Raw genomic sequence first — 13,269 nt, 5'->3', positions numbered from 1 at the left:
GAAGGGCACGGTCGGTCGTCATCGGACCCTGCTGCGCAGGCTCGTGAGCAGATACGCGCAGAGCAGGGCGGTCAGCGACAACGTCAGTGCACCGCCCACCGGTTGAGCGATCACGCGCACCGCTCCGGCCAGATAGCGCTCTCCGCCGAAGGGCCACTGGAACAGGAAGACCTCACGCAGCCGCGCGGGCAGACCGGCCGCCGTTCGCACGGACGCCCCCTCCAGGGCTTTCTGTACGAGGGGTACGCCGAGGACGGGCACCGCGACCACCGCGGCGAGCCCGGCCGTGGTGGACCGGAAGATGCCGGCGGCCAGGACACCCGCCCAGGCACACCCGATCACGAGTCCGAACCAACTCGCGCTCAACGCCAACCAGTCGCCGGGAACTTCCGTGAGCCCTCGTCCGTAGACGAGGTACAGCACTTCGGCGTCGCAGCCCACCGCGAGCAGGGCCAACGCCAGCGCGGTGACCGCGGCGACGACGAGTTTCGCGGTCAGCAGCCCCAGCCGGCGGGGGACGGTGCCGCGGTCCGCGGCCAGGGCGGGGTGGCGGAACTCGTCGCCGAAGGCGAGCGCGCCGAGCAGTCCCGCTCCGAGCGCCGCCGGCGGCAGCGGCAGTTCCCTGGGCCATGCCGCCAGCAGGCGGGCCTGCGGGGTGTGCCCGACCCGCGCCAGGAGTACGGCGGTGAGAGCGGACGTGACGAGTACGGCCGCGGCGGTGAGGAACCCTGTGCTGATCCCTGTCGCGCGACGGAGTTCATAGCGGAGAGGGCGGAGGGGGCCTGGGGCGGACCTGACGGAGATGGGGGGTGGGAGGGGGGGTAGGGGGGCGGGGGATTTCACAGCTTTCACGGGGGTCGAAGCATCGCGTCCGCCGCCTTCCACCGAACCGCCGCGGGCCTCCTGGTGAGTGTCCCGCGACGCCTGGTCGCCGGACACTCCCTTTGCGGCCTGCGCCGCTCGGTCATCGTGGGCTCCCGAGTTTCCGAGCGTCAGTCCGTCGCCGTGCGACTCTCCATCAGCCTTCGCGTCTCCCCCGGCACCGAGCAGCTCTCCGGATTCCGCCGCCGCGGCATCGGCCCGCCCGGCCTGAACCGCCTCCTCTGGAAAATGTCCCGAGTTCCGGGCCTGCTCCTCCCCGGGAAGGAAACCCGCCCCCGGCCCCATGTCCCCCGTCTCGTCGGCGAGTTGGTGTACGAGAATGCCGTGGCGGAACGCGGCCTCGCCGACGTCGGCACACGTACTGCCGTACACGGAAAGCCTGTTGCCGCCCTCCCTGACGACCTCGACGGATCGGTGCGCCGCGCGGGCCTCCTTGGTCAGCAGGGCGGCGAGGCGGGCGGCGTGGGGACTGCGTACGGCGACACGGGGGCGCAGCCGGGTGCGGGCGAACTCCTGGGCCTCCTGGTCGGCGGCGAGTCTGCCCTGTTCCAGGGTGACGACCCGATCCGCCACGCGCGCGGCCTCCTTGGGCTCGGACGTGGTGAACAGGACCGTGCCGCCGTGGGCCGCATGCGCACGCAGCATGCCGTGCAGCCAGCGGCCCTCACGGCTGGAAAGCCCGTCGGCAGGCTCGTCCAGCACAAGGGTGTGCGGGTCCGCCAACAGGGCACAGGCCAGGCCCAGGCGGCGGTCCATGCCACGTGACAGCGTGCCGAGGCGCTCATCGCGCAGGCTGACCAGGCCCACCACTTCGAGCACCTCGTCGGCGCGTCTGACCGGTACGCCGGCCGCCGCGCACAGCATCCGCAGGTGGCCGCGGACCGTGCGTGCGGGATGGCCCGGTACATCCCCCATGAGGACGCCGACCTCGCGCGAGGGATGCGCGATGCGGTGCAGCGGACGTCCCCTGAAGTAGGTGATGCCGCGGCCCTGTTGGAGTTCGAGCATCAGTCTGAGCGCTGAGGTCTTGCCCGCGCCCGTCGCTCCGAGAAGCGCGGTGACGCGGCCCGCACGGGCTTCGAAGGACACGTCGTCGACCGCGGGCGGGAGGTCCTTGCGGGAGTTGCTGGTCAGTCCGAAGGCCTGGATCACCCGTAGCAAGATAGCGCGTTATGTACGGTTTTCGACGGCTTCACACTTCGGGGCGCAGCATCGGAGGGTTGAGCAGAGTGGCTCCGCCGGCCCGGAAGAGCTGAGCGGGACGGCCGCCCTGCCGCGTGGTCGTCCCTCCGGTGGGGACCAGGAAGCCCGGCGTGCCGGTGACCTTGCGGTGGAAGTTGCGTGGGTCGAGCGCCACCCCCCACACCGCCTCGTAGACACGACGCAGCTCACCGACGGTGAACTCGGGCGGGCAGAAGGCGGTGGCAAGCGACGAGTACTCGATCTTCGAGCGGGCGCGCTCCACCCCGTCCGACAGAATCTGCGCGTGGTCGAAGGCGAGCGGTGCGACCGCTTCTCCGTCGCGACCGTACCCACCCTGCTGCAACAGCTCCTCGACGGGGGCCCAGCGTGCGTTGCTGGCGTCACCGCCCGCCCGGGGAGCGGGCAGATCCGGGGCGAGAGCCAGGTGGGCGACGCTCACCACGCGCATCCGGGGATCACGCTTGGGGTCGCCGTAGGTTGCCAGCTGCTCCAGATGTGCGCCGTTGTCCTGGACGGGGACGGCCGGGTCATGGGCGCGCAGTCCGGTCTCCTCGGCCAGCTCGCGGGCTGCCGCCCGCGCCAGATCCTCGTCGGCCCGTACGAAGCCGCCCGGCAGTGCCCAGCGTCCCTGGAACGGCGGCTCGCCCCTGCGCACCGCGAGCGCACACAGGGCGTGGCGACGCACGGTCAGTACGACCAGGTCCACGGTGACGGCGAAGGGCGGGAAGGCTGACGGGTCGTAGGGCATGCGGCGATCATAGTCGTCTGCCTGACGATAAACACTCCCTTCGCCCGTCGCATCGATGGTTGATCCACAGCAGCCCGGGACAGCTCCCGTCCCTTGTTCGTGGTCACTGCCGGATGCCATGTCGGGCGAGGTCACGACCTCAGTTGCAGCCCTTCGGCAGCCTCCTCGACCATGGCGAGCCCGAGTCTGCTGACCCGGACCGCGAACGGTGCGCCCGCAACCTTCAGTCCGGTCAGTCCGATCTCCCCGAGAGGCGCACTGCGCACGGGGCGCAGGGTGACCGTCCCCGCCGGGGCGTCGGGACGGATTCCCGCGAGGGCACTCAGCAACAGCACTCCCGCGGCGGCTGCCGTGGCGGCGGGACGACAGGCGGCCGGATGGGGAAGGGGCGCGCTCCCTTCTGCGCGCTGTTCCCCGGCGAACATCTCGGGGAGCCGGTACCCGAAGGCCTCGGCCGCCGCGAGCAGCCCCCGCAGGAGCGAGCCGGCCTCCTTCTCGTACCCGGCGGCGGCCAGCCCCGCGACGGCGACGGCCGTTTCGTGGACGCGTACGGCTCCGGTGCGATGGCCGAACGGGTTGTGTCCCGCCTCCTTCATGCCCAGGCCCCAGCCCGAATCCATGGCCGGGCCACCGAGCAGCCGGGCGAGCTGCTCGGTCTGCACCCTGTCGAGGAGTCCGGGTGCCTGTTCGCCCCCGCCGAGCAGGCCTGTGTCCAGGAGATGGACGGCTGTGGCTCCGAGGTGCGGCACGAGGCGGCCGTCCGGAGCAAGGGCCGCCGCCGGGCGGCCCCCACCACGGTCCTCGACCCAGAAGTCCGCGCGGAAGGCCGTTCTCAGATCACGGGCCCACTGCCGCAGTGCGGCCCCACCGGGTCTGTCGAAAGCGTCGAGCAGCTCAGCACCGAGGACGGCCGCGCGATGGGCGTGGGCCTGTGTCTCGCAGCGGGCCGGGCCACCGGGTTGCGGGTCGCAGAGATACGTCCCCTCCCCCACGGTCTTTCGCAGCCAGCCCAGACAGCGCTCGGCCGCCGGGAGCAGATCCTCCGTCTCCTGCCGCGAGAGTCCCCACCGGAAGGCCTCCGCGAGCAGGGCGGGGAAGAGCAGGGTGGCCTCGGTGCCGGTACAGCCGGCCGGCAGGTGCGGTCCCGCGTCCCGGCGCGGGCCGGGGATCATCCCGGACTGTGTCGTCTCCCCTCGGTGTTGGGTGCGGGCGAGGGTGCGGAGCGTCCCAGCCGCGAGCCGGGTGCCGAGCGGCAGGGCCATGCGGGCCGCGGCGAGCGCGTCGGCCGGGGCCAGTCCGCAGCGCCAGGGGGCTCCGGCCGCGAGGTGGGTGTCGGTGGGGTGCGCCGGGTCGCGCAGCAGTAAGGACTGGAGATCGTCGATGCTCGTGTGCAGCAGAGGCTGGAGCGCGGGGTGGTCTCCGGTCGCCCGCGCGGAAGCCAAGGGACTGGTCGACGCACGGCCCACGGCCCGGAGGGGACCTGCCCCGTCGAGGCGTGCACGCAGCTCCAGAACGGCCGTGCCGCCCGGGGGCAGTTGGAGTTCCCAGCGCAGCAGGCCTGCCGACGCCAGCGCTTCGCTGGGTGGCGGGTCGGCTGTGACCGAGGCCCCGCCGACCGCACTGGACCAACGCAGGCCGGAGTCGTGGACGCTCGCGGGCAGTTCGGGTCCCGCGCGGCCCGACGCGATCTCGCCCAGGTCCGCCAGATCCGTGCCGAGGGCCACCTCCACGGGCAGCCGCAGTGGGCGGGGGGCCGCGCTGTGCAGCGTGATGCGTTCCGTCCCGTCGGCGTGGCGTGTGCGTTCGACGACGACATCGGGGTCCGGGCCCGGGCCCGGTGAGACGCGGACGGTGGCAACGAAGCGTGCGCGATCCGCTGCGGTCGTCCGTGCCTGGACCGCGAGTGGCTCACGGCCGGCGACCCGGACCTGGCACCGGGAGAGCACCCGCCGGCCCGCACGGTAGAAGCCCTCCAGCCCCTGGCCGGTCAACTGCCCTTGATCGGTGGAGATGGCGAGGCCCGGAAGCGCCACGCAGATGATGGCCGAGTGCGCGGGGGGCAGGTCGGCGGATCCTCGGGGAGCGGAGGGGCCGCCCGACGGTGGCGGGCCGGACGGGGCAGGTGCCGGAGGACGCGAGACATGGCTCCCGGCCGACGACGGAGTCCGACTCTGCCCCGTCGGTGTCGAGGGACGTCGTGCGGACCCTGCCGGTGGAGGCGACTCACGATCCCATGACGCCGAGGGCGTGCTCCCCCACCGATCAGGCGACCGGTGCTCGGCAGTCACCGAGGTGCGCTGGGTGCCGCCCGGGAACCTCGGCTCGGGCGTGCCGGTGTCCGTGGCTCGCGGCGGCGGGCCGGCGCTTCCTACCCATGCGGTCCTCGGCGCATCGAGGGCGGATCGGGCGTCGTCGGTGGAGGGCGGAGTCGGCTGATGCAAGGGTCGCTTCCTCTGCGCTCTGCGCGGCTCGGGCGGGTGCGGCCCCCGGTTCGGGGCTCCTGACGGACAAGGGCGAGGCGACGGCTCGGCCCGGTCGGGCTTTCCGCCACTCAGGTGAACGGGGCGGGGCTGTCCTGGGTCACGCCCGTGGGCGGGCATGCCGACCGAATGGCGGCGGCCGAGGAGTGCCACCCGACGGCACAGACGGGACAGCCCCTGTCCGACACGTTTCCAGCGATCACTCATTCCTCCCCCTCGGTGGCGCCGCCTCCGGGCGGAGTGCGCTTGGTGGCACCGCCTGCGGGCCGAGTGACTTCGGTGAGTCCGCTTCCGGCCCGAGTGCCCTTAGTGGCACCCTCTCCGGCCCGGGAGCCTTCGGATCGGCACGCGTCGCCCTTGCCCGTGGCACGTCGGCGCACTGCACCGGGACGCGTACCGCTGACCGCGCGGGAGGGCGGGCGTGAATCTTCGGCACCGGACGGTCGCCCTTCCGCTTCCGCGAGGTGCGGTCGGGCATCGATGCGAGTGCCGTTACGTGTCCGCTTGCGTCGGCGGGAGGCCGCGGCGGGTGGGGATGCCGGAACGGGCTCGGGGTTACCGGAGGCGGCCGGAAGGTTCTCGGAGACGTCCGACGGGAGCGGAAGGGTCCCAGGGGCGCCCGACGGAGGCGTCAGGGAGCTGCGGGCACCAGACAGATGCGTCGGAAGAGTCCGGTCGGAACCGAGCGGCCGACTGCCGTCGGAGTCAGCCGTCTTCGGCAGTGGCAGGCCCTCCGCCGTCTGCTGGTCGTCGGACTGACAGGCCGCCGACCGGGCTTGCGTCTCACGTCCCTGACGTTCCGCGCGCAGACAACGACGGATCGACTCCGGGTCCAGGCCCTCGTTGCACGCCTGGTGCAGAAGCCGGGCGAAGAGGTAGCTGGGATCCGCACCGAGGGCCATGGCCAGCGCCTCCCTGGCCTCGATCTCGTCGCCACCGGACCACGCGACCCACCCGGCCAGCGTGAGCGGCGCCGCCGCGTGTTCTCCGTAGGGACCGACACACCGGCGGGCGAGCGCACGCCACAGCCGCAGGGCCGGCCCGGCCTCCTCCGCCTCCATCCACTCGGCCGCGCGGTCCCGGGTCGTGCGGTCCTGAAGGCCGAGGATGAGTTCCGCTGCCTCGTCGTGGCTCAGCAGTTCGTCGTCGCGCAGGTCCGCCTGGAGGGTTCCGGACACGGGTGGAGCTTCGGCGAAGCGCGTCATGGTGCGCCGTGCCAGGCGCAGCGTCTCCTCCGCCACGTCCGCTCGGCTGGTCAGGTCGAGCATCTTGGGAACCAGCGCCATGCCCGCGGTGTCCAGAGCCACTTCCTGCTCCAGGGCGGCAGCGGTCTCCCAGGGCTGCAACCTCGCCCGCAGCTCGCGCAGAGTGCCGCGCACTTGCAGCCCGGCGTAGGTCGCCGCGGCGGCGAGCACGGAGGTGCCGGGCAGTCCCATCGGGAGTCCCTCCACGGGGCAGCATTCCTCGCTCGGGCAGCAGTAAGACCAGAAACGGCCGCCCGAGATGCACAACGCCTCGATCACGGGTACGTCGAGCCGGCCGCATTCCGTGCGCAGCAGGGCGGCGAGCGGTGCCAGCCGCTCCGTGATCTGCCGTCCGGTCTCTCCGGCTCCCGGTTCCTGGCAGAGGTAGGCGACCATCTGCTCAGGGCGGGCTCCCCTGCGCTCGCTGCCGGTGATCAGCCCGTGGGCCAACTGCCGGGCCACAGCCGCCCAGTCATCCTTGTTCGCGGGAATCCCGAGCCGCGCTCGCCCTCCGAACCGGCCCCGTCCGCCCTGGTCGTGCAGGGCGACCAGCACGATGCTGTCCTCGGGCCGGTATCCGAGGAGGTACGGCAGGGCGTCCGCCAGTTCGCCCGGCGTCCGCAGGGTGACTTGGTGCTCGGCGCCGTGCGCGTCGAATCCGACGCGCTCACCGATCTCCGAACGGCCAGTGTGCCGGCCGCCGCCGTCACGTCGACCACTGTCCTGGCCGCCGCCGTCACGTCGATCACTGTCCCGGGCGCCGCCGTCGCGTCGACCACTGTCCCGGGCGCCGCCGTCGCGTCCATCGCCGTCCCACCCACCGCCGTCCTGTCCATGCTGGTCCCACCCACCGCCGCTTCGTCCGCTGCTGCCCGGCTCGCTGTTTTCACCGTTTGCGGCCGATCCGGTCGTTTCGCTGTGATTCGTCATGCGCAGACGATCTCGCGGATTGCGAAGCTCCGCTTGACCCTGTGGATAAGTCCGATCAGGGCCACGACAACCATCAGATCCGCAGTGCACAGATCGGCATTCCGCAGGCAACAAACGGGGGCGTCGTCCACAGGCCGCCCGCCGAGACGCCCGACTGTCCGAGGCGTCCTGTTGTATGGGAGGCATGACGCACACGAGCAAGGCCGAGTTGCGCGAGGCTGCTGACGGAATCCTCGCCCGGCTCGTCGGGGACAACACCGGATCGGCGCGGTTGCGCGAGGACCAGTGGCGAGCCATCGAGGCACTGGTCGCCGACAAGCGTCGCGCCCTGGTCGTGCAGCGCACGGGGTGGGGCAAGTCCGCGGTGTACTTCGTCGCGACGGCACTCCTGCGGGAGCACGGCGCCGGACCGACCGTGATCGTCTCCCCGCTGCTCGCGCTCATGCGCAACCAGGTCGACGCCGCCGCCCGAGCCGGCATTCACGCCCGGACCATCAACTCCTCCAACCCCGAGGAGTGGGAGACCATCCGCGCCGAGGTCGCCGCGGGCACCGTGGACGTGCTGCTGGTCAGCCCCGAGCGGCTCAACAATCCCGACTTCCGCGACAACGTCCTGCCGGAACTGTCCGCCGCCACCGGCCTTCTCGTCGTAGACGAGGCGCACTGCATCTCCGACTGGGGCCACGACTTCCGCCCCGACTACCGCCGGCTGCGCACCATGCTCACCGACCTTCCGCCCGGCGTGCCGGTGCTCGCCACCACGGCCACCGCCAACGCCCGGGTCACCGCCGACGTGGCGGAGCAGCTCGGCACGGGCAGCGGCTCGGACGCGCTGGTGCTGCGCGGCCCGCTCGACCGCGAGAGCCTCAGTCTCGCCGTGCTCCAACTCCCGGACGCGGCGCACCGGCTGGCCTGGCTCGCCGACCACCTGGACGACCTGCCGGGCTCCGGAATCATCTACACACTCACGGTCGCCGCGGCCGAGGAGATCACCGCCTTCCTGCGCGAGTGCGGGCACACCGTCGCCTCGTACACGGGAAAGACGGAGAACGCCGAACGCCAGCAGGCCGAGGAGGCCCTGCTCGCGAACAAGGTCAAGGCGCTGGTCGCCACCTCCGCGCTGGGCATGGGATTCGACAAACCGGACCTCGGCTTCGTGGTCCACGTGGGTTCGCCCTCCTCCCCCATCGCCTACTACCAGCAGGTGGGCCGCGCCGGACGAGGTGTGGAACACGCCGAGGTGCTGCTCCTGCCCGGCCGCGAGGACGAGGCGATCTGGTCCTACTTCGCCTCCGTCGCGTTCCCGCCCGAGGAAGCCGTACGGCGCACCCTCGACGCCCTGTCCCGGGCGGACCGGCCGTTGTCGCTGCCCGCGCTCGAACCGCTGGTCGAGCTCAACCGCACCCGCCTGGAGATCATGCTCAAGGTGCTCGACGTGGACGGCGCCGTCCACCGGGTCAAGGGTGGCTGGATCGCCACCGGAACGCCCTGGTCGTACGACACCGAGCGCTACGCGTGGGTCGCCAAGCAACGTGCCGCCGAGCAACAGGCCATGCGCGACTACGCCACGACCGCGCAGTGCCGTATGGAGTTCCTACGGCGACAGCTGGACGACGAGGAGGCGGCTCCCTGCGGCCGCTGCGACAACTGCGCGGGCCCCCGCTTCACCGCCGACATCTCCCCGGCCGCCCTGGACACGGCAGGCGGTTCCCTCGCCCGGGCCGGTGTCGTGGTGGAGCCGCGTCGGATGTGGCCCACAGGGCTGCCGGCCATCGGCGTCGACCTCAAGGGCCGTATTCCACCCGGCGAACAGGCCTCCCCGGGCCGAGCCCTCGGGCGGCTGTCGGACATCGGCTGGGGGAACCGGCTGCGTCCGCTGCTCGCGCCTCAGACCCCGGACGCGCCCGTTCCCGACGATGTGGCGCACGCCGTCGTGACCGTGCTGGCCGACTGGGCCAAGGGGCCCGACGGCTGGGCCTCCGGCACCCCGGACGCCCCCGCCCGCCCCGTCGGGGTCGTCACCCTGCCCTCGCGCAGCCGGCCTCAGCTGGTCCAGTCGCTCGGGAGTCGGATCTCCACTGTCGGCCGCATCCCTCTCCTGGGCTCCCTCGAATACACGGACCACTCCGACGACCTCTCCCTGCCCCGCTCCAACAGCGCCCAGCGCCTGCGGGCACTGCACGGTGCGCTCGTCGTGCCTCCGTCCCTGAGGGAGGCGCTTGAGGCGGCAAGCGGTCCGGTGCTGCTCGTCGACGACATGACCGAGAGCGGATGGACGCTTGCCGTGGCCGCCCGGTTGCTGTTGCGGTCAGGTGCACAGGGGGTGTTGCCCCTGGTGCTGGCAGTACGCGGCTGAGGGCGCCGGAGTCGGCAAAGGTCCACGCGCACGTGCCGGTTGGGGCCACGAAGAGCCGGGCCCGGCGGCCCCAGGCGTCGCCCGGCAAAACACGGGGTAGGGATATAAGCCACCAACCGTCCGATTCGGGTCGGTGGGCCCAATTGCTCGTTGCCGCAACCAAGTTCGACAGGAAGAATTGAGGTCCGCTCCCCGCACGGCTCGTCCGTGGACCGGTAGGGCTCTGCTGCGGTGCGCGCTCCCCCGAATCCGACCCCGCCCCCGTATGGGCGCGTAGCCGAAGGGAGGACCGTGACCTTCGGATTCGCTCCGTCCTCCGCGGCGTCCACGTCGTCAACCGACCTGTCCGCCGCATCCGCCAACCCTCTGGCCCGTCTGCTCGAACCCGCGGAGTGGGCCGAGGCCGGTATCCCGCTGCTGCGCAGTCCGCGCGAGGTTGTCAGCGGGCTGCACTCCCGGCACCAGCCCAAGCCGGCGACCGCGATCGTGGCGGTCCTCGATCCGGACGAACGGCTGCTGGCGAGCGCCTCGTTCACACGCCGCCCGGCACCGGCCGATGGCTGGATGTTCCGGAACACGCTGCTCTCGCAGCTGCGTCGGGTGATCCCGCACGACCTGCGGCGCCGCACTCCCGTGCGCACCGCCGTGCTGCTCTACTGCCGTGAGGGCGACGCGCGTTGGACGGAGGAGGACGGCGCGTGGATGTGGGGACTGCGTGACGCCTGCACCTTGCACGGACTGCGCTGCGGGGCGTACATCACGCTGACGCGCGACGGCTGGCAGGTCCTCGGCGAGGGCCGCGGCGGGCGGCGCCCGAACGCGGATTCCGCACCGGAGCCCTTCGCCACGTCCGAGTCGCCGCCTCTGCTGCCGCGCACCGGCGGCGTCGCCTCAGAGGTCCTGCGCCGCGCCGCGGCCCGCTGAGGACTGCGGCGCGCTGAGGGCTGCGGCGCGCTGAACACCGCGGCTTCCGCGAGGGCCGCGAGCGGCTCCGGCACCGTCACTGCGGCCGTACGTCACCGACGTACGGCCCGCGCGGGCTCACCACAGGCCCGCCAAGAGCGCGCAGGCCACACACGGACGCGAGCATGCCAAGCCGACCGCCGTACAGGTGCCGCGCAAGCGGCACCGTCGGTCACACCCCCCGGCGCGCCGGACGTACCGGAACGGCTCAGACGCCTGCGCCCAGTACCGAGTTGATCTGCTGCGGGTCGCCGCAGACGATCAGCAGGGCACCGGCCCGGGCGTGGGCCAGCGGCAGGGCCTCGGCGGCAGCGGCGGCTGATCCGCCGTTGACGGCGACCACGACCACGGGGCGGGACGCGGCACGCGCGACGGCGGTGGCGTCCGCGTAGAACACGTCGTCGCCGGCGTCGTGCTGCGCCCAGTAGGAAGCTTCACCGAAAGACAGTTCGTGGGCGGCCCACGGATGGTGTTCGCCGGTGGTGATCACCAGCACCTCACCGGGAGCACGGCCCGACTCCAGCAGCAGATCGACGGCCTCTTCGACAGCGTCGAGCGCACCGGCGGCCGAGGCCGGGATGAGCTGGATCTGCGGAGTCGTCGAAGCCGGAGCAGGAGCCGGGGCAGCCGGAGTCGGAGCACTGGCGGCAGGGGCAGCGGGGCCCGGCAGTCCGGGCTTGGCCACGGCCACGTCGTGCGGCGTGCGCTGCACCGGCGGCGCGGGCCGAAGAGGGCCGGGACGACCGGGACGCGGCGGAGCCACGGGGCGGGGGCCGGGTACGGGACGAGGGGTCGGCGCGGTGCGGCTGCTGGCCGGAGTGGCGCGGGGACCCTGGGCACTCTCGTGAATCTGAGGCTCCTCGGGAATGAGAGGCATGGGCTGATGTTTATCAAACGTTGGTGCGGCTCGCGTCAGCGGGTGGCACATCAGTGCGAGCGGAATCGTCAGAAATCGAAGCCGAGCTGACCCTCGATCTCCGGAGCGCTTCCACTCGCCCAGCTGCGGGCCTTCTTGAGGTGCTGCCACTGTGGCAGCGCATCAAGATACGCCCACGACAACCGGTGGTACGGGGTGGGGCCCCGAACCTCCAGTGCGGCCTGGTGCACGGGTGAGGGATACCCGGCGTTGGCCGCGAAGTCGAAGTCTGCATGGTCGATACCCAGTTCGGCCATCATTTTGTCGCGCTGAACCTTGGCGATCACCGAGGCCGCCGCGACCGCCACACAGGACTGGTCGCCCTTGATGACGGTCCGGACCTTCCAGGGCGTGCCGAGGTAATCGTGCTTCCCGTCGAGGATCACCGCGTCGGGACGGACCGGAAGGGCCTCCAGGGCGCGCACGGCGGCGATGCGCAGGGCGGCCGTCATCCCCAGGTCGTCGATCTCTTCGTGACTCGCGTGCCCCAGGGCGTACGACGTCACCCAGGTCCGCAGCTCCTCGGCGAGTGCGGTACGGCGTTTGACGCTGAGCAGCTTGGAGTCGGTGAGGCCTTGGGGCGGTCGGCGCAGTCCGGTGACGGCCGCGCAGACGGTGACAGGGCCGGCCCAGGCACCTCGCCCGACCTCGTCGACACCGGCAATGATCTTCGCTCCGGTCGTGGCGCGGAGGGAGCGCTCGACGGTGTGAGTAGGCGGTTCGTACGGCATGGCGCCCTTAGCCTACGCCGCTCGGATCACCCTGCGACACCCCGGTTCTCCGATGAGTGACAGGACACCCACGATCACCGGTCAGGGACCGGCCGGCCGCAGCAGAGGCAGGACGAACTGGTCGATCATCTCTTCGAGATCCTCGTCGCCCCATTCGCTTCCGCGCATCTTGGAGCGGTACATCATCATGGCCGGAATGGCATCGAAGACGTAGTCGTTCGCCGCGTCAGGACGCACCTCTCCCCGCTCAATTCCGCGCGTGACAATCTCTCGCAGCAGCTTGACGCTCGGCTCCACGACACCGTTGAAGATGACCGTATGGAAGCGCTCGGCCTGAGCCTGATCGCATTCGTGAATGACAGCCCGCAGCGCGAAGCCGGGGCGCGAGTACATCGCCTCGCGCGCCAGTCGACACAGTTCGAGCAGGTCCTCGCGCACACCACCGAGATCCGGCACCTCCTCGAAGCGCGGCAGTCCGGCCCGAAGGGCGTCCGCGACGAGGTCCTCCTTGGAGGGCCAGCGGCGATAGACCGCGGCCTTGCCCGTCTGGGCTCCGGCGGCGACGCCTTCCATCGTGAGGCCGTTCCAGCCGACCGTACTGAGCTGCTCCAGGGCGGCGTCGAGGATCGCACGCTCCAGCACGGCGCCGCGCCGACGGAGGGAGGCCGTCCGAGCGGGGGCGGCCGTCCAGCGCGAGGTAACCATCTGAGTGTCTCCAGCGAACAGGGAAGTGGTAATTCCGGGGAGGACGGGGCGCTGCGCGGCGACATAGGGGGATACGCCACGCACCGGCAAACTTAAGTGAACGCTTGCGTT

The 13,269-nt window shown here is 71.9% G+C and carries 9 protein-coding genes; 2 read left to right on the top strand and 7 right to left on the bottom strand.

Annotation, left to right across the window (positions count from 1 at the left end):
- Nucleotides 1-18: 18 nt before the first annotated feature.
- The 4 genes from AC2XR2_RS32860 to AC2XR2_RS32845 all read right to left on the bottom strand — a co-directional run bounded on the left by AC2XR2_RS32860 (nt 19) and on the right by AC2XR2_RS32845 (nt 7,487).
- Complete coding sequence (locus AC2XR2_RS32860) at nt 19-2,034, bottom strand: ABC transporter ATP-binding protein (protein ID WP_491517009.1); 2,016 nt, start codon at nt 2,032-2,034, stop codon at nt 19-21.
- Between the two features lie 40 nt (nt 2,035-2,074).
- Nucleotides 2,075-2,833: an NUDIX hydrolase gene (locus AC2XR2_RS32855; protein WP_491517008.1), complete on the bottom strand. Its 759-nt coding sequence runs from the start codon at nt 2,831-2,833 to the stop codon at nt 2,075-2,077.
- Nucleotides 2,834-2,964: 131 nt separating this feature from the next.
- Nucleotides 2,965-4,872 (bottom strand): glycogen debranching N-terminal domain-containing protein, encoded by a 1,908-nt coding sequence (locus AC2XR2_RS32850; protein WP_491518545.1) that lies wholly within the window; start codon nt 4,870-4,872, stop codon nt 2,965-2,967.
- 644 nt (nt 4,873-5,516) lie between these two features.
- Nucleotides 5,517-7,487 carry a DUF4192 domain-containing protein gene (locus AC2XR2_RS32845; RefSeq protein WP_491517007.1) on the bottom strand — a complete coding sequence of 657 codons (1,971 nt, stop codon included), beginning with the start codon at nt 7,485-7,487 and terminating at the stop codon, nt 5,517-5,519.
- Between the two features lie 184 nt (nt 7,488-7,671).
- On the opposite strand from AC2XR2_RS32845, the gene AC2XR2_RS32840 reads away from it, so the two are divergent.
- Both AC2XR2_RS32840 and AC2XR2_RS32835 read left to right on the top strand, forming a co-directional pair.
- On the top strand, nt 7,672-9,843 hold the full coding sequence (locus tag AC2XR2_RS32840; protein ID WP_491517006.1) for a RecQ family ATP-dependent DNA helicase: 2,172 nt from the start codon (nt 7,672-7,674) through the stop codon (nt 9,841-9,843).
- 291 nt (nt 9,844-10,134) lie between these two features.
- Nucleotides 10,135-10,767 (top strand): hypothetical protein, encoded by a 633-nt coding sequence (locus tag AC2XR2_RS32835; protein ID WP_330263997.1) that lies wholly within the window; start codon nt 10,135-10,137, stop codon nt 10,765-10,767.
- A gap of 247 nt (nt 10,768-11,014) precedes the next feature.
- On the opposite strand, the gene AC2XR2_RS32830 is transcribed toward AC2XR2_RS32835, so the two are convergent.
- From AC2XR2_RS32830 to AC2XR2_RS32820, 3 genes are all read right to left on the bottom strand, one after another.
- Complete coding sequence (locus AC2XR2_RS32830; protein WP_491517005.1) at nt 11,015-11,683, bottom strand: hypothetical protein; 669 nt, start codon at nt 11,681-11,683, stop codon at nt 11,015-11,017.
- 68 nt (nt 11,684-11,751) lie between these two features.
- Nucleotides 11,752-12,453, bottom strand: a complete 702-nt coding sequence (gene rnhB / locus AC2XR2_RS32825; RefSeq protein WP_491517004.1) for a ribonuclease HII — start codon at nt 12,451-12,453, stop codon at nt 11,752-11,754.
- A gap of 81 nt (nt 12,454-12,534) precedes the next feature.
- On the bottom strand, nt 12,535-13,158 hold the full coding sequence (locus AC2XR2_RS32820; RefSeq protein ID WP_381302254.1) for a TetR/AcrR family transcriptional regulator: 624 nt from the start codon (nt 13,156-13,158) through the stop codon (nt 12,535-12,537).
- Nucleotides 13,159-13,269 lie beyond the last annotated feature (111 nt).

This window comes from Streptomyces sp. LS-MS-L19, assembly GCF_058382285.1.
Note: the sequence above shows the minus strand (reverse complement) of the source record. Positions and strands in the feature narration are given on the sequence as shown.